This is a genomic window from Rothia terrae, assembly GCF_012396615.1.
Lineage (GTDB): Bacteria > Actinomycetota > Actinomycetes > Actinomycetales > Micrococcaceae > Rothia > Rothia terrae.
The window spans coordinates 24,328-45,995 of record NZ_JAAXPV010000012.1 but is presented as its reverse complement, the minus strand read 5'-3'; the positions used below and the strand labels follow the sequence as shown (position 1 = coordinate 45,995).

Genomic DNA, 21,668 nt, shown 5'->3' with positions numbered 1-21,668 from the left:
TTCTTTCTGGTGTAAGAGCAGGTGTGGTTACTTGCGGCGGTTCTGCTGCTTTTGGCGCTTTTTGCCAACGGGCTGTACTCGCTGGCCGCGGTTAGCGCGTTCACGCAGTTCTTCCTGCTCTCGTGCGTGCTGTTCTTTGGTCTTACCTACGGGAGGAAGGCCTTTAGCTGCACGACGCGCGTTGAGTTCGCGTTCTGCTTGTGAGCCGGGGGTGGGGTTGTTGCGGATAACCCACCACTGCTGGCCCATTGACCAGAGGTTTGAGACGGTCCAGTAGATCAACACACCGATGGGGAAGTTGATACCTGATACGGCGAAGATGATGGGAAAGATGTAGAGCATCATCTGCTGCTGGCGGTACATGGGTGATTCCTTAGCGGAATCTGACATGTTCTTAGCCGAGAGCTGCTTCATGGTGATGAACTGGGTAACGCACATGAAGACCACGAGAACCGCTGCGATGAGGATGGTTGCAAAGTGGTTGCCGTTGCCGGGCTGCATCATGGTTGAGAACAGCGGCGCCTGGAAGATGTAGGAGTCGTTGAACTGCTTGACAAGGTCGGCGGGCAGCATGAGGATGCTTTCGCCCGTTGCAGCTGCTGCGGGGACACCGCGGAGCACCTGGAACAGACCGAAGAAGATCGGCATCTGCACGATGATGGGCAGGCAGGATGAGAGCGGGTTAGCGCCGGTGCGCTTGTAGAGCTCCATCTGCTCCTGAGCCATTGCCTGGCGTGAGAGCTGATCGGTCTTGCCCTTGTACTTTGCCTGCAGTTTCGCCATTTCAGGCTGGAGCTCCTGCATACCGCGCATGGACTTGATCTGCTTGAGGAACAGTGGAATGGTGATGGTTCGCATCACCAGGGTCAAGCCGATGATTGCCAGCGTCCAGGTAACACCGGATGCGGGGTCCATGCCGAGGGCGGTGAAAAGGGAGTGGAAGCCCGTGAGGATCAGGGAGACGATCCATTTGAAGGGCCAAAGAATGATGTCGAACATTGATGTTCTCCTTGGCTCGTGCGGTTGAGCCGGTTGAGGGTGGTATCCGATGCGCGGTTTTAGTGGGCGCGTTTCGGATGGTTCAAGAGCATAATTTTGGGTTCACGGCCGGGTGCGAAGGTTCGCTTTCCGGCAGGAACTGGGTCTAATCCTCCGGTTGCCCAGGGGTGGCATTTCAACAGTCTTTTGACAGTGAGTGAGAGGCCTTTGAGGGCACCGTGTACGGTGATTGCTTCTAGCCCGTAGGCTGAGCAACTGGGGTAATACCTGCAGACGTTGCCATAGAGCGGCGAAATGATGAGCCGGTAAATCTTGATGAACGCGATCAGGGCGTTTTGGGGCAGGGTCCACAGCGCGTGGGTGACGGACGCCGGGTGCACGAATTCGTGCGGCGCGTTGTCGAGTAGCACGTCGCCTTCTTCGTGAGGATGCGTGTGCGCGGTGGTGCCCATAGGTTAGAGCTCCTCTCGCGGCTGCGGTGCGGATGTTCCGGCGTCGGGGCGTTGTGCTGCCGGTTCACGGGTGGTGGCGCGTTCTAGTTTTGCCAGGACGCTGGTGAGCGCCGAGGTGTAGTCGCTCTCAAGTTGCGCAAAGCTGGCTGTAGCTGCTGCGGGTAGAGCGCGTACTACAAAATAATAGCCGTGTTGGTGGGTGCTCAGCGAGTTCGCGGCAATGTGGCGCAGTTTGCGCTGGACTTTGTTGCGCATTACCGAGTTACCGACGGCTTTTGAAACGATAAAACCTACCAGGGTGGTGGCGTCGTAAGGGAGGGCGTAAAACACGAGGGTTTTGCGTCCGGCGCGAGCTCCCCCGCGCGTTGTTGCGGAGAACTGGGCACCATTTCGCATACGGTGAGCCGCTGAAAGCATGGTTTCTCCTGGAGTGTAGATAACAGTAAAGCCCTCGACACTTATTGTGAGGAGGGCTTCACTACTGACGAATGCCGAATCAGGCTATCGCTTATGCTGAGACCTTTGCACGGCCCTTTGAGCGACGGTTAGCCAAGATTGCGCGACCCGCACGGGTGCGCATACGAAGGCGGAAACCGTGCTTCTTAGCGCGGCGACGGTTGTTCGGCTGGAAAGTACGCTTTGACATTATTGTGTCTTTCGTTTGTTCACGCGCAGGTTGAAAGCTTTTTCGGTGAAGAAGCTTCTAATCTCGCGCAATTCTCTTGCTATGTACGGTTTCGTCCGGATCTACGGCCGCTTGCACCCGTTCGAAAATGGGTGCAGTCCAGTACACATACGACTGGACAACTCTAGAAGATTTTTGGTAGTGGGGTCAAGTAATGACGCCTTGAATTTTAATCACAGATTGTGCGTATTCACCTGTGCACAGGTGTGGATATTTGTAATTTCACGTATGCTGAGAAGAAGTTATCCACAGAGTTGTTTTCAACATGTGTAAATTACAATTTCTGTGATACTTTCGGGGTCTACGCCCTATTTTCCACCGGCAACCAGCAGTTAAATCACAAGTTTTCCACCCTGTGTATAACTCCTGTGGATATTCGGTGGATGAGGAATTTTCTTCTCTCATAAATTTCTTGATTTTCTAAGGAGCACCACGTGGTTGATCAGCTGAGCGATGACTTAAAGCAGCGGTGGGCGCACGCGATTAGCCTGTTGCGCTCAAATCCCGCGCTCGGTCAGCGTTGGAAGGCCTTTGTCGGTCTTGCTCAGCCTCAGGCGCACATGGGCAACGTTCTACTTGTTGCTGTGCCCAACGAACTCACCCGCGAAGTTTTTCAGACCCACATCAAGGACGCCTTTAAAGCAGCTTTAGAAGAGGCTTTTGGTGCGGGCATCTCTGAAGCTTTTGTCATCGACACCGGTTTATCGGCAGAAACCGCAGCTCCTGTAGCTCCTGTCGAACCTGCTCCTGCGGAGGGGGAAGCCGCATCCGCGCCCACCGTTGAAACCCCGGCAGAGCCCGAACGCATCGAGCGTTCCATGCCTTCGGTGAAAGACCTTGAGGCTGAACTCAGCCAGTCCACGCCTAACTTCGCAGCGCAAACTCCATTGGCTGATTCCTCTGCACTGGATGTGCCCACTCCCCCGGAGGCCGAAAAGCCACTTGCAGATAGGGCTGTTGCTGATCACGCCTCAGCAGATGAACTTATAGCCGAATCGGAAATTATTGCTAACAGCCCCGTTGCAGGGGAAGCTACTAGCTGGGAATCATCGGCTCGACTGAACCCCAAGTATACCTTCGATACTTTTGTGATTGGCCAGTCCAATCGTTTCGCACACGCAGCGGCTTTCGCTGTCTCAGAAACACCCGCCATGGCATATAACCCGCTGTTCATATATGGCGATTCCGGCCTGGGTAAAACCCACCTGTTGCACGCTATTGGGCACTACGCCAAGCATCTCTACCCCAACCTGCGCGTGCGCTACGTGAACTCCGAAGAGTTCACCAACGACTTCATCAACTCAATTCGCGATGATGAAGGCTCATCGTTCAAGCAGATTTACCGCAACGTCGATATGTTGCTCATTGACGATATTCAGTTCTTGGCAGGTAAAGAACACACCCAAGAAGAGTTCTTCCATACCTTCAATGCCCTGCACAACCACCAGAAGCAGGTGGTTATCACTTCAGATATGCCTCCTAAGCAATTGACGGGGTTTGCTGAGCGCATGCGCTCGCGCTTTGAGTGGGGTCTGATTACCGATGTGCAGCCGCCCGAACTTGAAACTCGCATCGCTATTTTGCGCAAGAAGGCACAGAACGAGAACCTGGATGTACCTGATGACGTCATGGAGTACATCGCATCTCATATCTCCACCAACATTCGTGAGCTTGAGGGCGCGTTGATTCGCGTGACGGCATTTGCGTCCTTGAACAAGCAGGGCGTTGATCGTGCGCTGGCGGAGCTGGTGCTTAAAGATTTGATTACGGACGATGGCGCCTCTGAAATCACGGCATCACAGGTGCTCACTGCTACGGCTACCTACTTTGACGTGACATTGGATGAGCTGCAGTCGAAGTCGCGTACTCGCACGCTGGTGACAGCACGCCAGATCGCCATGTATTTGCTGCGTGAACTCACTGATATGTCGCTGCCTCGCATCGGGCAAGAATTGGGCGGACGCGACCACACCACGGTGATGCACGCTGACCGCAAGATTCGCACGCTAATGGCGGAACGCAGGGCTATTTTCAACCAGGTCACTGATTTGACCAACAAGATTAAGCAGGAACAGCGCACCGCTAAGTAGCAAAATACCCCTGTGGATAACTTGTGCGGTGGGACTGTATTAATGTGGACGTTAAGTGAATAGTTATACAAATGGTGTGGACTTCCCTATTTGTATAAATATTCATTCACAGTGCACGCACAGCATCAAGCGAATTACTCCACATTCTATCAACACCCTAAATCCTTGTAATTACAGGGCATAAGCGGTTTTTCCACAGATTCCACAGGGGTTATTAACACTACGATTCTTTAAAGAAGAAAAGCCAAATAACAAATTCCTGAGCGTTTTTTGCTCGCGTGCGCCCCTCAAACAGCTACCAAACTTGTAATTACAGATTCTTCCAATTTCTCCAAGCTTCCTTCCTGAACTTTCGTAATTACAAAAAATCTCAGCTCTTCCTCACAGGCAAATCCCCTCCCCGCGTCCTACTGCATCGGGTAAGCTAGAGTGCTGAGCCAGATTCTTAACGCTCAGTTTTCTCAAATGCCTAGATTTTTCAGTTTTAAGGGGTAATCGGCGTGAAATTTATTGTTGAACGTGATGTGTTAGCAGAAGCTGTTAGCTGGACTGCTCGTTCACTGTCACCTCGTCCCCCCGTACCTGTTCTGTCAGGTCTGCTTATCAAAGCTGAAAACGGCTCTGTCTCTATCGCAAGCTTCGACTACGAGACCAGCGCAAAACTCAACATCGAAGCCGATGTAGAAACCGAAGGAACCACCCTTGTCTCGGGTCGTCTCCTAGCTGATATCTCAAAGTCTCTTCCTGCTGGTAAGTCAGTAGAGTTCGAGGTCGTAGATTCAAAGGTTCACCTCACCTGCGGATCATCAAAGTTTAACCTCGCTGCAATGCCTGTCACCGACTACCCCGAACTCCCTGCTCTGCCGGCAGTCTCAGGTAGCGTTGACGGTCACGAGTTCGCTAAAGCCGTCTCACAGGTCACCGTGGCAGCATCCAAAGATGACACCCTGCCTATTCTGACCGGCGTCCGTATGGAAATCGAAGGCGACAAAATCACTTTGCTCGCTACCGACCGCTACCGTCTCGCAATGCGCGAAATGACCTGGGCACCGGCATCCTCAGATATCTCAACCGCAGTTTTGGTTAAAGCAAAGACCATGAGCGAAGTCGCTAAGACCCTGGGCAGCGCAGGCGACATGAACATCGCCCTATCAGATGCTCACGAACTCATCGGCTTTGAATCAGGTTCACGACGCACCACCAGCCTGCTCGTTGACGGCGAGTACCCCAAGATTCGTGCGCTGTTCCCCGAGAACACCCCGATTCACGCAGTTGTACGCACCTCAGAGCTCATCGAAGCAGTTCGTCGCGTCTCTCTCGTAGCAGAGCGCAACACCCCCGTCCGCTTGGCATTTACTCAGAGCCAGCTCACCTTGGACGCGGGCACCGGCGAGGACGCGCAGGCAACCGAGCAGATTCATGCTCAGCTTTCAGGTGAAGACATCACCGTAGCCTTCAACCCCGCCTACCTGTTGGAAGGTCTCAACGCCTTCGGTTCAGAATACGTGCGTTTCTCCTTCACCACTCCCCCGAAGCCCGCTGTGCTCTCAGCGCAGAGCGAGCCACTGGGCGAGGACTCCAAGGACTACCGCTACCTGCTGATGCCGGTGCGTCTGCCTAACCAGTAAGTAAAGGCTCTTGTCCCACGCTGCACTGGTTTTCGACGGTAGCAGGCACGTCCTGTCGCCAGCTGGCATCGGGGCTGGCGTGAATCGCTGGCGAGCGCCCAGTGCGAGACCGCGAGAGGGACTGCTGGCGACGACGTGTCTGCTAGCGGTATGAGCCTTCAATCTTTTACATTTCTCTAGCCAAGGGGTACGAGCGTATGTACATCGACCATATTTCGTTGATGAACTTTCGCACGTACCCTTTGCTTAATTTGCCGCTGACGCCGGGTGTGACGGTGTTCTTGGGCTCTAACGGTGTGGGTAAAACCAACATCTTGGAGGCTCTCGACTATTCGGCAAATCTGAGTTCGCATCGTGTCAGTAATGATGCTCCCCTGGTGCATGTGGGTACGGATCGGGCTTACGTGCGTACTCGCGTCGTGCGTGGCGGGCAACAGACCATTATGGAGCTTGAAATTGCGCCGGGAAAGTCTAACCGCGTGCGCATTAACAGGGCTGCGCCGGTGCGAGCGCGAGAGGCACTGGGCATCAATCACACGGTGCTGTTTTCGCCCGAGGATTTGCAACTGATTAAGGGCGATCCGTCGAATCGTCGTAAGTTTATTGATGATTTAGCGGTGGCATTGCGCCCATCAGTCAGTGCGTATGTGAGCGATTACGAGCGTATTATGCGGCAGCGTAATTCTTTGCTCAAGTCGATGCGCGGGCGTCGTACTGATGATACCGACCTGAATACATTACGTATTTGGAATGAACAGCTTTCGCTGGCGGGAGCGCACGTGTTGCAGGCTCGTTTTCGGGTGTTAGCGTTGATGCTTCCCCAACTGCAACGGGCATATGATCAGCTGACCGATGGTGCTAAACAGCTGACGTTTACCTACGATTCAACGGTGTTCCCCTCAATTTCTGCGCAGGTGCTGGGTAAGGCCGCGCTGATGAGCGTGGACGATATTCGTTCTGCGATGATGCGCGCTTTTGACGAGAAACAGGGCGATGAATTGGATCGCGCGGTCACGCTGGTAGGGCCGCACCGAGATGATTTGGTGCTTGAACTGGGCGGTATTCCGGCTAAGGGGTTTGCCTCGCACGGTGAGACTTGGTCTTATGCGCTCGCGTTGCGTTTGGCGTCCTGGTATGTGCACCTTGAGGATGATAGCTCTGAGGGGGCCTCGCCCATTTTGCTTCTCGACGATGTGTTTGCTGAGCTCGATACCGCGCGGCGAGCGCGCCTCGGTGAGATCGTTGCGAGCGCCGAGCAGGTGCTGGTGACGTGCGCTGTACACACTGATATTCCGGATGCTTTGCGGCAGGGAATGCACCTGGTGAAGGTTAGCCCTGCAACCGCTGAGGCAGTGGACGCATCCAAACTCACCCTGCCTGCTACTGAAGCCCGTCCCACCTACCGTCAGCCGGGTGCCTAACCGTGTACGAGGACGTCTTCGACCAGCCGGCGGCAGACCCGCATCGTTTTGAAGATGAGGTGAACGCACCTGCTGCTTTGCTGAACAGGATGCGTGCGGGGGCTGCATCTCGCGGTGAAGGACGCTTGCAGGGCAACGCCGCGAAGAAGCTAACGCGTGATTTCGGTGAAGTCATGAGCGCGGAGCCGGGGTCTAAGCGTAAAAAACGCCGGTACCATTCGGTTGATCCGCGGACCTTGGGCGGTTATACAGGGCCGGGAAAGAGCGCTCGCGATCCTAAACCGCTGAGCGATCTCATGGAGAAAATGATTCAGAGTCGTGGGTGGAAGGAACCTGTGGCGGTTTCTAGCGTGCTGGCGCGCTGGGATGAGCTGGTGGGTGCGCACGTGGCGTCTTATGCGCGTCCGGTGAGCTACACCGACAGCACAGTCATTATTCAATGTGAGACTACCCCGCAGGCGGTGAACCTGCGCATGATGACCAATGAAATCCTCAAAATGTTTGAGCGTGAGCTGGGCGCCGGCGTCGTGCAGAAAATTCAAGTGAACGGGCCGAATACGCCGTCGTGGAAGCGCGGACGACGCGTCGCCCCGGGGATGCGCGGGCCTCGCGATACATACGGGTAGGGTATCCCCTCACTTTCCGTGGATTTGCGCTGTAAAAATCTATTTTTTAGAACGCAAATCCACGGAAAGTGCCTCGCGCTGGGAGAAAACTGAAAATTTCACGAAAAATCGCTTCTGGTGCGTTGGAGTAAGAAGAGATAGAGTCCTACAGCTTGAGGGGTCGAGACGCTAAAAACAGCTTTTAAACGCTTTTGAGCATCAATAAGAACTCTCAAACCCCCCATATTTAGGCGTTTTTCCGGTAGAATTAGAGGTAATAACGCGCACTATGTGCGTGCCCAGCTAGCCCCCGACAGCGCCTTTTCTCTCAGCTCCTTGAAACGCGATGCGTGAGAGCCCGTGCGCTCGGTAGCTTGCTCAGTGCACCCGCATCTTTCCCGCGCGTCACCTGTAAAACCAAGGAGCCTAAAAGTAGTGGCAACTGAAGAAACTCCCCGCGAATATGGCGCGAGCGACATTACCGTCCTCGAAGGCCTCGAAGCTGTTCGTAAGCGTCCGGGTATGTACATCGGCTCAACTACTGAGCGCGGTCTGCACCACCTAGTTTACGAGGTCGTTGATAACTCTGTTGACGAGGCGCTCGCCGGTTACGCGGATCGCATTGATGTTGTAATCCAGAAGGACGGCGCAGTACGCGTCAAAGATAACGGCCGCGGTATTCCCGTTGACGAACACCCCACGGAACATAAGCCCACTGTTGAGGTCGTTATGACGATTCTGCACGCCGGTGGTAAGTTCGGCGGTGGCGGTTATGCTGTCTCCGGTGGTCTGCACGGTGTCGGTATTTCTGTGGTGAACGCGCTGTCTACTCGCGTTCTGACCGAGGTTCGCCGTCAGGGTTACGCTTGGAACATTTCCTTCAAGGACGGCGGTCATACTGACCAGGAGCTGACCCGCGGTGAGGTTACCGATGAAACCGGTACTACTCAGATTTTCTACCCGGATCCTTCAATTTTTGAGACTGTAGAGTTCGATTTTGAGACGCTACGTGCGCGCTTCCAGCAGATGGCATTCTTGAATAAGGGTTTGACCATTGCGTTGACCGACGAGCGTGAGCAGTTCGAGGCTGATGAGGTCGCCGGTGATGATGAGACCAAGAAGGAACTGCCGCTGAACCAGGTGGGTGCAAGCTCCGAGGGGCTCAAGACCGTTACTTATCTCTACGAAAACGGTCTGTTGGACTACGTAAAGTTCTTGAACGAATCTAAGAACCTCACCGTGGTCAACGAAGACGTTATTGACTTTGAAGGTGAAGACACCGAGCGTGTGATGAACCTTGAGGTTGCTATGCAGTGGACCTCATCGTACAAAGAGTCTGTTCACACCTATGCGAATACCATCAACACTCACGAGGGCGGGACTCACGAAGAAGGCTTCCGCACTGCACTGACTACCCTGGTCAACCGCTATGCGCGCGAGCACAAGTTGTTGCGTGATAAGGACGATAACCTCACCGGTGAGGACGTTCGTGAGGGCCTGACCGCAGTAGTCTCAGTAAAGATTTCTGAGCCGCAGTTCGAGGGTCAGACCAAGACCAAGCTGGGTAACTCAGAAGCCAAGGCGTTCGTCCAGCGTGCCCTGATGGATCACCTGGGCGACTGGTTTGAGCGTAATCCCGGCACCGCGAAAGAAATTATTCGCCGCGCGATCACCGCAGCGCAGGCTCGTGTAGCTGCTCGTAAGGCTCGCGAGACCACGCGTCGTAAGGGTCTCATGGAAACCGGCTTCATGCCCGGTAAGCTCAAAGACTGCTCATCCAAAGAACCCGCGATTTCAGAAATCTTTATGGTAGAGGGTGACTCTGCAGGTGGTTCAGCTGTGCAGGGGCGCGACCCCGTAACCCAGGCGATTTTGCCCCTGCGCGGTAAGATCCTCAACGTTGAACGCGCTCGCCTGGATCGTGCGCTGTCCAACTCCGAGATTCAGTCCATGATTACCGCTTTCGGTACCGGCATTGGTGATGACTTCGATATCGAGAAGGCACGCTACCACAAGGTGATTTTGATGGCGGACGCGGATGTCGACGGTCAGCACATCACTACCTTGCTGCTAACCCTGCTCTTCCGTTTCATGCGTCCGCTCATTGAAGCCGGCTATGTTTACTTGGCTCAGCCGCCGCTCTACCGCCTCAAGTGGTCAAACGCTCCTCACGACTACGTCTTCACTGACGCTCAGCGCGATGAGGCGCTCGCCGCGGGTCAGGCTAAGGGCTGGCGCTTGCCGAAGGATAACGGTATTCAGCGCTACAAGGGTCTGGGCGAGATGGACTACTCGGAACTGTGGGAAACCACCATGGATCCTGAGAAACGCACTCTTCTGCAGGTGACAATGACCGACGCTGCGGCGGCCGACCAGATTTTCTCCGTTCTGATGGGCGAAGACGTTGAGGCTCGTCGTGAGTTTATTCAGCAGAACGCAAAGGACATTCGATTCCTTGATATCTAAGGGTTTTTCGTGTGAAAAACCGGCTATATAGCCGATAAGGAATATTAGAGATCGAAGAATTAGAAACGTAAGGAATTGAAATCATGAGCGATGAAACTCAGAACAGCTCACCGGAACCGGTAGAGGGCGTCGTCGTTAACGAAGAAGGCGCAGTGGTCGCTGGACGCGTCGAGCAGGTTGACCTGCAGGGCGAGATGCAGCGCTCCTACCTTGACTACGCGATGGCGGTTATCGTTGGACGCGCGTTGCCGGACGTCCGCGACGGCCTAAAGCCTGTGCACCGCCGCGTCATTTACGCGATGTATGACGGTGGCTACCGTCCCGAGCGCTCTTTCAACAAGTGTGCTCGCGTAGTTGGCGATGTTATGGGTCAGTACCACCCGCACGGTGACTCCGCTATTTATGACACCCTGGTGCGCCTGATTCAGAACTGGATTATGCGTTATCCGCTGGCTCTTGGTCAGGGTAACTTCGGTTCACCGGGTAACGATGGCGCTGCGGCTCCTCGTTACACCGAGACCAAGATGGCTCCTATTGCGCTTGAGATGGTGCGCGATATCAACGAAGACACCGTTGATTTTCAGGATAACTACGATGGCAAGTCGCAGGAACCCACCGTCCTGCCTGCCCGTATCCCTAACCTGCTGGTTAACGGCTCGTCGGGTATTGCTGTGGGTATGGCGACCAACATTCCGCCGCATAACCTACGTGAAGTGGCTGATGGTGTTGAGTGGTTCTTGCAGAACCCCGATGCTACCGATGAAGAGTTGCTTGAGGCTCTGATTCAGCGCATTAAAGGCCCCGACTTCCCCACCGGTGCAACCATCTTGGGTCATAAGGGTATTGAGGATGCTTACCGCACCGGTCGTGGTTCTATCACCATGCGCGCGGTGGTCAATGTTGAAGAAATCAAGGGCCGCACCTGCCTCGTAGTGACTGAGCTCCCCTACCAGGCGAACCCGGATAACTTGGCAATTAAGATCGCTGAGCTGGTCAAGGACGGCAAGATTACCGGTATTGCGGATCTTCGCGATGAGACCTCTGGCCGTACCGGTCAGCGCCTGGTGATTGTGCTCAAGCGCGATGCTGTGGCGAAGGTTGTTCTGAATAACCTTTACAAGCACACCTCTTTGCAGGAGAACTTCTCAGCGAATATGCTCGCGATCGTGGACGGTGTGCCTCGTACTCTGTCGCTGGATGCTTTCATTCGCCACTGGGTCAACCACCAGATGGAAGTTATCGTTCGCCGCACCAAGTACCGCCTCAAGCAGGCTGAAGAAGAAGCGCATATTTTGCGCGGCCTGCTGAAGGCGCTGGATGCGCTCGATGAGGTTATTGCCCTGATCCGCCGCTCGTCCACTCCCGATGAAGCTCGCACCGGTCTGATGCAGCTTCTGGATATTGATGAGGCTCAGGCTCAGGCAATTCTGAATATGCAGCTGCGTCGTTTGGCAGCTCTGGAGCGTCAGAAGATTCAGGATCGTCATGCTGAGCTGATGCGCATGATCGATGAGTACAACGCGATTATCGCGTCTGAGGAGCGCCAGCGTCAGATTATTTCTGAGGAACTGGGCGATATTGTCAACCGCTACGGTGATGATCGTCGCACCAAGATTCTCATGGGTTACGACGGTGATATGTCGATGGAGGACCTCATCCCTGAGGAAGAGGTTGTCGTGACGATTACGCGCGGCGGCTACGTCAAGCGCACTCGCTCCGATCAGTACCGTTCGCAGCATCGCGGTGGTAAGGGCATTAAGGGTGCGTCGTTGCGTGGCGACGATGTGGTTCAGCAGTTCTTTGTGACGACCACTCACAGCTGGATTCTGTTCTTCACTAACCTTGGTCGTGTGTACCGCGCCAAGGGGTATGAGCTCATGGAAGCTGGTCGCGATGCGAAGGGCCAGCATATCGCTAACCTGATGGCCTTCCAGCCCGGTGAAGTTATTGCTCAGGTAATGGAGTTGAAGTCCTATGAGGACGCGCCTTACCTGGTGCTGGCTACCAAGAACGGTCTGATTAAGAAGACTCGCCTGTCTGACTACGACACCAACCGTACTGCCGGTGTTATCGCTATTAACCTGCGTGAAAATGATGAGTTGGTGGCGGCTATGCTGGCCTCCGCTGAAGATGATCTGATGCTGATTTCTCGCAAGGGCCAGTCGTTGCGCTTCACCGCAACTGACGAGGCATTGCGTCCGATGGGTCGCGCTACCTCCGGTGTGACTGGCATGAAGTTCCGCGATGACGATGAACTGCTGAATGCAAGCGTCGTCACCGATGAATCATTTGTGTTTGTTGTGACTGAAGGCGGTTACGCTAAGCGAACCCAGGTTAGCCAGTACCGAGTCCAAGGACGCGGCGGCTTGGGTATCAAGGTCGCGAAACTTGCTGAGGATCGCGGTGACCTTGTGGGCGGTCTCATTGTGGGTGAAGACGACGAAATCCTGGTTGTCATGCAAAGCGGCAAGGTGGTTCGAACCTCTGTTGCTGAAGTTCCGGCTAAGGGACGCGACACCATGGGCGTTATCTTCGCAAAGCCCGGTAAGGGCGACCAAATTGTGGGTGTAGCTCGCAACCACGACCGTCAGCTTGAGAAAGAAATTGAAGACGGTGCTGAAGAAAACACTTCAGAAGAAAGTTCTGAAGAAAAAAATGAAGTACCGTTAGAGAATCAATCCGATGAAAATACCGCAGTTGCGGCTGATTCTTCACAGCACGGAGGTAACTAGTGAGCACTAATGCTTCAGCGCCTAAGAGCGCTCCTGCAACCCGTAAGGGTGCGGTCCGTCCGCAGGCGAAGGGCAATGCAAGCCGTAAGCCCCTCGTGCGTCCGGCGCCGCGTTCTAAGGTGCGTCGCGCTCGCCTGGTTGTTGCCAAGGTTGATACGTGGTCAGTCGCTAAGCTGATTTTCTTGCTCTCAGTTGCTTTGGGCATTGTTACCGTTGTTTCATCGGTCATTCTGTGGCTGGTTATGCAGGCAACCGGTGCGTTCGATGGCATTAACGAGCTGATTACCATGCTGGGTACTACCGGTAATTCGGTTGAGGTTCAACAGGTTCTGACCCTGGGTCAGGTTGCGTTGTTCTCCACCATTCTTTCGGTGATTAACGTCGTGCTCTTTACCTTGCTCGGTGTGATTGCTGCGATGCTGTACAACGTGGCTGCAAAGCTTGTTGGTGGCATTGGTGTAACCCTCACCGACGACTAACCTGCGGTTTTTCTCGCGTCAAAACCCGCGTCCTTACCAGTGTGTAAGGACGCGGGTTTTTGCTCTCTAGAACGGGGGTGGTGGCGGTGGAATGCCGGTAAAAAGCGGCCGTGGAGCTGCTTGTGGGCGGTGTAAAAAGCCTTTTCGGAAAGGTGTGAGGTATAACACCGCTTTTCGATTTGGCAGGCGCCGCAAACCTGTGTAAAGTTGTATTTCGTTCTGAGGAACAAGGAGGGCGTATAGCTCAGGCGGTTAGAGCGCTTCGCTGATAACGAAGAGGTCCCAGGTTCAAGTCCTGGTACGCCCACTCCTTTGACTAAGAAAGGAACGCGATGAAAAAATTTGCGGTGTTACTGATCGCAGGAACAGCAAGTTTTATTGCGGCTCGTCAAGTCAAGGAAAACCAGGAAGCTAAGGCTAATTGGTCTGAATCAACTGATTCTGTAAAATAAAATAGCGGAAATACTCCGATACGGGGGCGTGGCGCAATTGGTAGCGCACCTGCTTTGCAAGCAGGGGGTTAGGGGTTCGAGTCCCCTCGCCTCCACGTTTCGGTGATTATATCAAGAGGGAAACGCCCGGTCCCATCCCGAACCCGGAAGCTAAGCCTCTTTGAGCCGATGGTACTGCACTCGGAAGGGTGTGGGAGAGTAGGTCATCGCCGAGCTAATTTTAGTGAAGAAGCCCAGTTCATTGAGAACTGGGCTTCTTTTGTTTTAACCTTGCTCAGGGGTGGTCGGGGTATTGGTGGACACGTGTATTTCCATCCTATAGGGCAAAAGTTGCAGTTTTGGTGCTTATGCCTGAGGTTTAAGCCCCAAAACTGCAAGTTTCCGTGGTAAGGATGTTCTGGTGTTTGGTTTAGAAGGTTGGGGTGACTTACTCACACGGACGCCGCCGCTCCGTTAGCGGGATAGATAGACTGAGTGTATGGCTATATCGACACTGGTTCTTCGCTCTGTACACGCTGCTCCTGACGCCAAAGTGAACCCTGCCCAGTGGCCGTTCACCGTGCCCAGCATCCAGGCGCTCTTGCAAGGAGTGGATTTCTCTCCGCTGACGATTATGGTGGGTGAGAACGGTGCCGGTAAGTCTGTTCTGGCGGAAGCTTTAGCTGTTGCCTATGGGCTACCTGCTGAGGGTGGCACGTCCTGGGATCAGCGTGAGGGTATTGAGGGTGAAAATCTCTTAGCGCAACAACTGGAGCTTGTGCGGGGCGCATCTAGTGCTCGCGGTGGCCTGTTCTTTCGCGCAGAGGCTGTTCATTCGTTAGTAGATTTTCGGGTGCGTATTGGATCTGAAATTGCAAGGCGATACGTAAAGCAGTCACATGGAGAATCAGTGCTTGATATGTTGATAGCTGCTTCAGCTCGTGGCGGTCTGTGGATTTTAGATGAGCCGGAGTCCGGGCTGAGTTTCGAGGGGCAGCTGAAGCTTATTTCTTTAATCAATTCACACTGTGCTGATGGTGGGCAAGTAGTGATGTGTACGCACTCTCCGCTTTTGATGCAGATGGAGCGCGCTCATATTCTAGAAATTGGTCAGTGGGGGCTAAGAAACGCTGAGATAGATGAACTTGAAGTTTTAGATCATTGGAGACGTTTTCTTGATTTGCCGGAGCGGTATCTGAGGCATCTTCGCATTTGATGTCAGCCGTGTTGTGATATTCGTAGGCTACCCGGTGGACAGGGTAACGGGTATCTATAGGTTTTAAAATGAACAGTAGGTTAACGGTTATTAACGTTGAGGTGCACCCCTGTGAGGTTTTGTTCGCTCTTTTAAAAACCCAAAATAAAACAACTTTTAAGAGTGGTTTCTTTGTAAGGTTTTTCTCGCTCGAGACTAGGTTTTTTGCGGGAGATTTCGCGAAATTCATTCAAATATAAAATATTTCGGTGTGGTTTTCACTGTGTGTTTTTGGGTTTTTCATCTAAAAACCATGTAATTTTTACCTGCTTTTATATTGCGTGTGGTCATTACATAATCGATGTGTGACTACTGAACTCATCATTCTCGTAATCGTGGTGCTCACTGCACTGGCGTTCGACTTTACGAACGGCTTTCACGACACCGCGAACGCAATGGCGACTTCCATTGCGACTAAAGCTTTAAAACCTAAGACCGCGGTTGCTTTATCTGCAATTCTTAACCTCGTGGGCGCATTCTTGTCTATTGAGGTTGCAAAGACCGTCGGCAAGGGCATCGTGAATCTCGATAATGCCGGTGATGATACCGGCTTGATGCTCATCGTGTTCACCGGCCTTGTAGGTGCGATTCTCTGGAACGTTCTGACCTGGCTTCTGGGTCTGCCCTCTTCTTCATCTCACGCGCTGTTTGGTGGCTTGATTGGTGCAACAATGGCGTCGCTGGGCACCGACGGTGTGCTATGGGCGGGCGTCCTTTCTAAAGTTGTCGTTCCTGCGGTTGCGGCTCCCTTTATTGCTGCGGTGGTGGCAACTGTTGGTACTTGGTTTGTATACCGCTTGGCTCAGCCTGTATCCGATGATAAGAAACGTTCAAACTTCCGTTACGGCCAGGTAGCTACCGCGTCCCTCGTTTCTTTGGCGCACGGCACCAACGATGCGCAGAAAACCATGGGCGTTATCTTCTTGGCGCTCGTTGCTGCTAATGAAATTGACCCCAATGCTGATATTCCGTTCTGGGTACGTCTGGCTTGTGCATTAGCTATTGCGCTCGGCACCTACATTGGCGGTTGGCGTATCATTCGCACCCTCGGTAAGGGGCTCGTAGAGATTGACTCACCGCAGGGTATGGCCGCTGAAGGGGCATCCGCCGCAATTATCCTGACCTCATCACACTTCGGCATGGCACTGTCAACCACTCACGTGGCAACCGGCTCAATCATTGGCTCAGGCCTCGGTCGTAAGGGCGCTGAGGTGCGCTGGGGCGTTATGGGACGCATGGTTATCGCATGGCTCATCACCCTGCCCGCGTCGGGCGCGGTAGGTGCTGCAACTTGGTTTGTTGGTCACTACCTCAACGTATGGACCGGCAGTGAATGGTTGGGTGAACTCGTCGTATTCCTCGTCCTCGTTGGTTTCTGCACCTGGATGTTCTTGCACTCACGTAAGGAACCGATTGATCCCTCAAACGTCAACGATGAATGGGGAGCGCCTGCTGCATCATCAACAGGCGGTGCTTACTCAGGTATTGCATCTGCAACTGCGTCAGCTACTGCAGGGTCTAAGAAAGCTGAGGTCTAACCCATGAATATCGTCGACATCATCGGAAAGATTATTCCCGTTCTTCTGGCAGGTCTCTTTTTTGGTGCTGGTTTACCTGCACTCTACGCACTGGGTATGCGTATGCTGGCTGGCACCACCGAGTACACCGCAGACGGTCGACTTGTTGAAATCGAAGGCCCCTCGGCTCTTGCCAAAGCGGTCGGTTACATCATCTTCGCGATCATCTTTGTCGTCATCATTATCGGCATTTTGTGGATTGCAAAAGACTTCATTCTTCACATCACCGGATTTAACCTTTTTGGTCTGGCTGGTAAGTAGGGTTAAATAAAACCTACGAGAAGAAGGGGGCAAAGATGCCAGACAAAAATGTTGTGGTCCGCGTAATCGACTGGTTGAACATGGGCTATCCGCAGGATGTCCCGCTTAAAGACCGAGCGGCAGTGATGGCAGTTTTGCGTCATAACCTTAACGACGCGCAGCTTGAAGAAGTTGTTCGTCGGCTGATGAAATCGCGTGAGGCACGCGGCGAAGAATATGTAAGTGATAACCGCATCAACGAATACATCCGTAAGGTTGTTGATCAGGTTCCGACTCCCGAAGACATTTCGCGAGTTGCCCAGATTCTGGGTGCAAACGGACTGAAGATTTCTTCGCACCACCTCACCGGTGAAGATCCGTCCGAAGGCAGCGAGTACATCGTTGTTGAGGACGCACAGACTACCGGCGCTGACGCTGCAGAGCGCACCGCCGGTGTTGAGGAAAAGTAGTCACGTACTTTCCTATCAAGGAGAAGATGCCCGCCACCTCGTGTGGCGGGCATCTTTTTGTGTGCTGGTGAATGTGTGTTCGATACACTGAGGGTGCAATGCAAGTGCGGTATGTGCGAGGCGAGAATGTCTGAGATTTTTGAAGGCCCAACGTCTGAGAAGCCCGTCCGTAAGACGTGGCGTTCATGGTTTACCACCGGCAGAATCTTTCTGCTTTCTTTGCTTTTAGTATTGGCTATAGTTTTGGGTAGTTGCGCGGCAAAAGAGGTAAAGCAGAAGCGAATGCACGCTGAATATGATGCTGAGATTCAGCGTCAGGTTGAGGTGAGAGAGTCGGCTGCTGCGGCTGATCCCATTAACTTTCATGACGCTCCTGAGGGATTCGAAAAGCTGGTTGATCGTACGCTTTTTGATGAGCTGACCGTTACGGAAACTTCTCAAAATCGCGTGGCAACAGATGACGCCTGGCGAGTTACTGCTCAGCCTAGTGCAGTGGCATCTGAACATCCTGAAGGATTTGCTGAGCAGATGAAAAAGCTTGCTACAGCGCCTGGAGTTCAGACTCTGGTGTTGTATTCGAGTGCAGGTTCTGAAATTACACTTGACCAAGATAAAGTCGCTGACTTGAGTCCGGTGGCGTGGAAAGCTTTAGTCGATGCTATACGTTCTGATTACTCCTATGTTGGACAGCTAAGTGCTGAAGGCGTAGTGAGTGTAAAAGTTCACCGCGGTGGATCGAATAGTAAAGACGATACCGTTGGAAAAACTGAGGCACAGGACGCTGCTCGCCAGGTAGCTAGTCTGCCTGTAGGAGAAGGAATTGCGGGTGTTTCTGCCGAGGCGTCCTATCTTGTCGAACAACCCGGTGGAGATATTGCGACGGTGAAGCTCTCTGGCGTGGGGCAAGAACAGGTGGAGAGCTTTATTCAGACCGCTGATTTATTGACGGCGTATGACTGGCAAGAAAACTTGGATTACGTAGAAGTTAGCTACTACGAGGACGCATCACCGCAATCCTATAACCCTGAAAAAATTCGCGTCGATGTGTACCTGGATCCGAATAAAGATCAAGGCAAAGTGGCGTCTCAAGAGAAAATGCTAGCTCTTCAGGAGCAGCTACAGGCAACGTTTGGGCAAGACTTTTCGTTTGATGTCTATGTGGGCGCTGCCTCTGATGTTGGTAGCTCTGTTGACAGGTATCTTTACTCTAATCAAGAGGGGGCAAGTGCATACTCTGGCTAATGTGGTGCGCATCATGCTTTTTCAAGTTGCGGTTTTCAAAATGAGTGGTGTAAGCTGATAATACACCACGGGGGCGTGGCGCAATTGGTAGCGCACCTGCTTTGCAAGCAGGGGGTTAGGGGTTCGAGTCCCCTCGCCTCCACGTTTCGGTGATTATATCAAGAGGGAAACGCCCGGTCCCATCCCGAACCCGGAAGCTAAGCCTCTTTGAGCCGATGGTACTGCACTCGGAAGGGTGTGGGAGAGTAGGTCATCGCCGAGCTAATTTTAGTGAAGAAGCCCAGTTCATTGCGAACTGGGCTTCTTTTTGTTTAACCCGTGTGGGGTGGGGCTTGTGGCTGTGGGGTGTGACCTGATATCTCTCAGTGGTGACCTGAGGTGTTTCGTTGTGACCACGTAAACGTCATCTTGCCCGGTTTTTGGGTGGTATTTTGACGGTTTCGTGGTCACCTTGCAGAAGGGCTTGCAGTTATCGATCAAGTGCGCAATGAAACCTGCACTTTCGACGCGATTTCCCGCTTTGGCGGCGTGCGAGACACCTCGGTGTGGACGCTCTCAGGGCTGACCCTCAAACAGCTCAGCGGTCTGGATGTTTACCTTCACTCGGCGCTTCGTGAAAGTAGCCTGGGCGAAGAAGGGCGCCACCCCGACGTCCCAGTGCTCATTACCAGCTCGATCACGGACGATGTTATCCCGCACCGAAGCAACCGTCAGCTCTCCGCGTCCTACTGTCGTGCAGGCTCCCAGGTTTCCTTCTATGCCGCTACTACGCCTACCCATGCCGGTGGTGCGCTGGGGACCATGCCTGCGGGCATGACCTTCTTGGATCAGGTCTTCAGTGGAACGCCGACCTCATACGACTGTGCGGGGGGGGGCATAGCCAGCGTCCTCGCTTTCTGACAGATGTGACCAGATTCGTTTCGTTGCGACCACAAAACTCTCAAAAACAGGCTATTTTGGGGCGATTTTTGAGAATTTTGTGGTCACTGTGAGAAAAACGTGGTCACCTGCGGGGAACGGGCGAACGGGCGGATACGAAACCTCTGGGCAGCTATTTTGCGAACCGCTAGACGCCAGACTTGCCGGAGGCTAGGGAAGGGGGCCGGATGTCCGCACCGCCGGAGGCTAATGCAGGAGGCTGAAATCCCCGTACCACCGGACGCCCGCATGGTCGCACATCCCGAAAACAAAAGCGTCCCGCTGAGCACCCTTTTACGGTGTGCCCAGCGGGACGCCTTCTAAAAGCTAAACCCTACTTATGCGGTGGGGTTCTGGCCGTCAACCTTGGGGTCAACAGTCTTGACGGTATCAACGGTTGCGGGAACGTCCTTACCGTGAACGTCCTTCTCAACAACGGTTACGGTCTCAACCTTGGGCTCCACAACAGCGGGAGTCTTCCAAGGATCCTCAACGGGGCGTGAAGCCTTGTACGCTGAGTAGCCCGCAGCAGCTGCTGAACCAACCAGGCCGAGAGCGAGCAGACCCTTGCGGCCCTTCTTTGAAGCCTTCTTCTGCTGCTTTGAGTACTGCTTAGCCGCCTTAACAGCGTGCTTCTGAGCCTTCTTCAGAGCCTTCTTGTCGCCGGTTACCTTGGTAGCAACAGCCTCAACCTGGGGTGAAACCTCAGCGTCAGCCAGCTTGTCAGCAACAACAGCAGCTACACCAGCAGCCTTAACGCGTGCATCTGAAACTGCGCTTTCAACGACGGGAGTTGCGTTCTCGATCTGCTCCTGAATCTTCTCTACGAGAGTTTCCTGAACATCGTGAAGCTTCTTTGAGCCGTCCTTAGCAGCAGCCTGGAATGACTTCTGAGCCTGCTTACCCTGCTTGTTAGCAGCCTTCTGGAAAGCGTTAACCTTCTTACCTGAAAGCTTGTGAGCCTTCTTGGTGTTCTTTTCAGCCAACTTTGCGTACTTATCAGCCTTCTTGCCGGTAGCCTTCTGCGCCTTCGCGAAAGCCTTATCGGCAGCCTTGGTAGCCTTCTTAACCTTGCGGTCTTTACCGAATGCCATGTTTACCTCCAATAGCGTTGAGAGCTTTGACCGTGCCTTGTGTGCGCGGTAAACCGTACTCAACAGTTATGTTTATATATCAGCTTACGTTCTAAACCCTTAAAAAGGCTAAGAACTCACCGTAAAAATCTACGGTTTCACTCATCGCGGAAGTTTTTATTGTGCCGTGATAAACCTTGAATTTGCACCGTCAGAGGCCAAAAACAAGTAGGGTGACTATTTCGCTACCTGCATAAGGTACGCTCTGCGAGGTGGCGCGCACCATGCGCCCGTGAGAAAATAAAAGTATGACTGCAACAGCTAAAGCAACTATTCATACCAATCAGGGCGACATTGTCGTAAACCTCTTTGGCAACCACGCACCTGAAACCGTAGAGAACTTCATTGGTCTCTCAGACGGTTCAAAGGAATGGCGTCACCCCCGTACCGGCGAGCCCCAGAACGGCCCCCTGTACAAGGACGTCATCTTCCACCGCATCATCAAGGACTTCATGATTCAGGGTGGCGACCCCTTGGGTCAGGGCATTGGTGGCCCCGGCTACCAGTTCAAGGATGAGATTCACCCCGAACTCTCCTTCAACAAGCCCTACCTGCTGGCAATGGCTAACGCTGGCCCCGGCACCAATGGCTCACAGTTCTTCATCACCACCGTTGAAACCCCTTGGCTCAACGGCCGCCACACCATCTTCGGTGAGGTAGCAGATGAGAACTCCAAGAAGGTTGTAGACGCTATTGAAGGTGTAACAACCGGCGCAATGGATCGCCCCGTTGAAGACGTTGTTATCTCATCAATCGACATTGAGAAGCTCTAATCTAAGTCTGAGCTAAGACTCTAAATACCCGCGTGCCCGCGATAAGGTGCGCGGGCATTTTTATAACTTTTT

20 protein-coding genes, 3 tRNA genes and 2 rRNA genes are annotated in these 21,668 nt (G+C 53.4%); 20 read left to right on the top strand and 5 right to left on the bottom strand.

What is annotated here, in order from left to right; translation table 11 throughout:
* Positions 1-27: 27 nt before the first annotated feature.
* The 4 genes from yidC to rpmH form a co-directional block, all read right to left on the bottom strand.
* Positions 28-999, bottom strand: a complete 972-nt coding sequence (gene yidC / locus HF984_RS07730; RefSeq protein WP_168615098.1) for a membrane protein insertase YidC — start codon at positions 997-999, stop codon at positions 28-30.
* A gap of 59 nt (positions 1,000-1,058) precedes the next feature.
* Positions 1,059-1,451 carry a membrane protein insertion efficiency factor YidD gene (yidD, locus tag HF984_RS07725; RefSeq protein ID WP_168615097.1) on the bottom strand — a complete coding sequence of 131 codons (393 nt, stop codon included), beginning with the start codon at positions 1,449-1,451 and terminating at the stop codon, positions 1,059-1,061.
* 3 nt (positions 1,452-1,454) lie between these two features.
* Positions 1,455-1,868: a ribonuclease P protein component gene (gene rnpA, locus HF984_RS07720; RefSeq protein WP_168615096.1), complete on the bottom strand. Its 414-nt coding sequence runs from the start codon at positions 1,866-1,868 to the stop codon at positions 1,455-1,457.
* A gap of 91 nt (positions 1,869-1,959) precedes the next feature.
* Positions 1,960-2,097 (bottom strand): 50S ribosomal protein L34, encoded by a 138-nt coding sequence (gene rpmH / locus HF984_RS07715; protein WP_168615095.1) that lies wholly within the window; start codon positions 2,095-2,097, stop codon positions 1,960-1,962.
* 473 nt (positions 2,098-2,570) lie between these two features.
* Between rpmH and dnaA the strand changes: the two genes are divergently transcribed.
* From dnaA to HF984_RS07625, 19 genes are all read left to right on the top strand, one after another.
* Positions 2,571-4,226 (top strand): chromosomal replication initiator protein DnaA, encoded by a 1,656-nt coding sequence (dnaA, locus tag HF984_RS07710; protein ID WP_343947403.1) that lies wholly within the window; start codon positions 2,571-2,573, stop codon positions 4,224-4,226.
* Positions 4,227-4,726: 500 nt separating this feature from the next.
* The gene (dnaN, locus tag HF984_RS07705) at positions 4,727-5,854 is read left to right on the top strand and encodes a DNA polymerase III subunit beta (protein ID WP_168615094.1); all 1,128 of its coding nucleotides are present in this window, start codon (positions 4,727-4,729) and stop codon (positions 5,852-5,854) included.
* Between the two features lie 197 nt (positions 5,855-6,051).
* On the top strand, positions 6,052-7,275 hold the full coding sequence (gene recF, locus HF984_RS07700; protein ID WP_168615093.1) for a DNA replication/repair protein RecF: 1,224 nt from the start codon (positions 6,052-6,054) through the stop codon (positions 7,273-7,275).
* A 2-nt stretch (positions 7,276-7,277) separates the two neighbouring features.
* Positions 7,278-7,901 (top strand): DciA family protein, encoded by a 624-nt coding sequence (locus HF984_RS07695; RefSeq protein WP_343947402.1) that lies wholly within the window; start codon positions 7,278-7,280, stop codon positions 7,899-7,901.
* 414 nt (positions 7,902-8,315) lie between these two features.
* A complete protein-coding gene (gene gyrB / locus HF984_RS07690) occupies positions 8,316-10,346 on the top strand; it encodes a DNA topoisomerase (ATP-hydrolyzing) subunit B (RefSeq protein ID WP_168615092.1) in 2,031 nt (676 codons plus the stop codon).
* 83 nt (positions 10,347-10,429) lie between these two features.
* Positions 10,430-13,078, top strand: a complete 2,649-nt coding sequence (gene gyrA / locus HF984_RS07685; RefSeq protein WP_168615091.1) for a DNA gyrase subunit A — start codon at positions 10,430-10,432, stop codon at positions 13,076-13,078.
* Complete coding sequence (locus HF984_RS07680; RefSeq protein WP_228008111.1) at positions 13,078-13,557, top strand: DUF3566 domain-containing protein; 480 nt, start codon at positions 13,078-13,080, stop codon at positions 13,555-13,557. The genes gyrA and HF984_RS07680 overlap by 1 nt, the downstream gene beginning before the upstream one ends.
* A gap of 233 nt (positions 13,558-13,790) precedes the next feature.
* Positions 13,791-13,864 (top strand) — tRNA-Ile (locus tag HF984_RS07675).
* 25 nt (positions 13,865-13,889) lie between these two features.
* Positions 13,890-14,009 (top strand): DLW-39 family protein, encoded by a 120-nt coding sequence (locus HF984_RS11370; RefSeq protein WP_210729650.1) that lies wholly within the window; start codon positions 13,890-13,892, stop codon positions 14,007-14,009.
* Between the two features lie 22 nt (positions 14,010-14,031).
* Positions 14,032-14,104 (top strand) — tRNA-Ala (locus HF984_RS07670).
* A gap of 3 nt (positions 14,105-14,107) precedes the next feature.
* Positions 14,108-14,224, top strand: a 5S ribosomal RNA gene (gene rrf / locus HF984_RS07665).
* A 263-nt stretch (positions 14,225-14,487) separates the two neighbouring features.
* Complete coding sequence (locus HF984_RS07660; RefSeq protein WP_168615090.1) at positions 14,488-15,204, top strand: AAA family ATPase; 717 nt, start codon at positions 14,488-14,490, stop codon at positions 15,202-15,204.
* Between the two features lie 344 nt (positions 15,205-15,548).
* Entirely contained in the window at positions 15,549-16,781 is a 1,233-nt protein-coding gene (locus tag HF984_RS07655) for an inorganic phosphate transporter (protein WP_168615089.1), read from the top strand.
* A gap of 3 nt (positions 16,782-16,784) precedes the next feature.
* Positions 16,785-17,081 carry a hypothetical protein gene (locus tag HF984_RS07650; protein ID WP_168615088.1) on the top strand — a complete coding sequence of 99 codons (297 nt, stop codon included), beginning with the start codon at positions 16,785-16,787 and terminating at the stop codon, positions 17,079-17,081.
* A gap of 35 nt (positions 17,082-17,116) precedes the next feature.
* Positions 17,117-17,530: a DUF3349 domain-containing protein gene (locus HF984_RS07645; protein ID WP_168615087.1), complete on the top strand. Its 414-nt coding sequence runs from the start codon at positions 17,117-17,119 to the stop codon at positions 17,528-17,530.
* 126 nt (positions 17,531-17,656) lie between these two features.
* Positions 17,657-18,772, top strand: coding sequence for a hypothetical protein (locus HF984_RS07640; protein ID WP_168615086.1), 1,116 nt, complete (start codon positions 17,657-17,659; stop codon positions 18,770-18,772).
* Positions 18,773-18,841: 69 nt separating this feature from the next.
* Positions 18,842-18,914 (top strand) — tRNA-Ala (locus HF984_RS07635).
* Positions 18,915-18,917: 3 nt separating this feature from the next.
* Positions 18,918-19,034: ribosomal RNA gene (rrf, locus tag HF984_RS07630) — 5S ribosomal RNA — on the top strand.
* A 218-nt stretch (positions 19,035-19,252) separates the two neighbouring features.
* Positions 19,253-19,672, top strand: a complete 420-nt coding sequence (locus tag HF984_RS07625) for a lipase family protein (protein ID WP_168615085.1) — start codon at positions 19,253-19,255, stop codon at positions 19,670-19,672.
* 356 nt (positions 19,673-20,028) lie between these two features.
* On the opposite strand, the gene HF984_RS07620 is transcribed toward HF984_RS07625, so the two are convergent.
* Positions 20,029-20,784 carry a hypothetical protein gene (locus HF984_RS07620; RefSeq protein ID WP_168615084.1) on the bottom strand — a complete coding sequence of 252 codons (756 nt, stop codon included), beginning with the start codon at positions 20,782-20,784 and terminating at the stop codon, positions 20,029-20,031.
* Between the two features lie 287 nt (positions 20,785-21,071).
* Here HF984_RS07620 and HF984_RS07615 point away from each other — a divergent pair, with 287 nt between their 5' ends.
* Positions 21,072-21,596, top strand: a complete 525-nt coding sequence (locus HF984_RS07615) for a peptidylprolyl isomerase (RefSeq protein WP_168615083.1) — start codon at positions 21,072-21,074, stop codon at positions 21,594-21,596.
* The last annotated feature ends 72 nt before the right edge of the window (positions 21,597-21,668 follow it).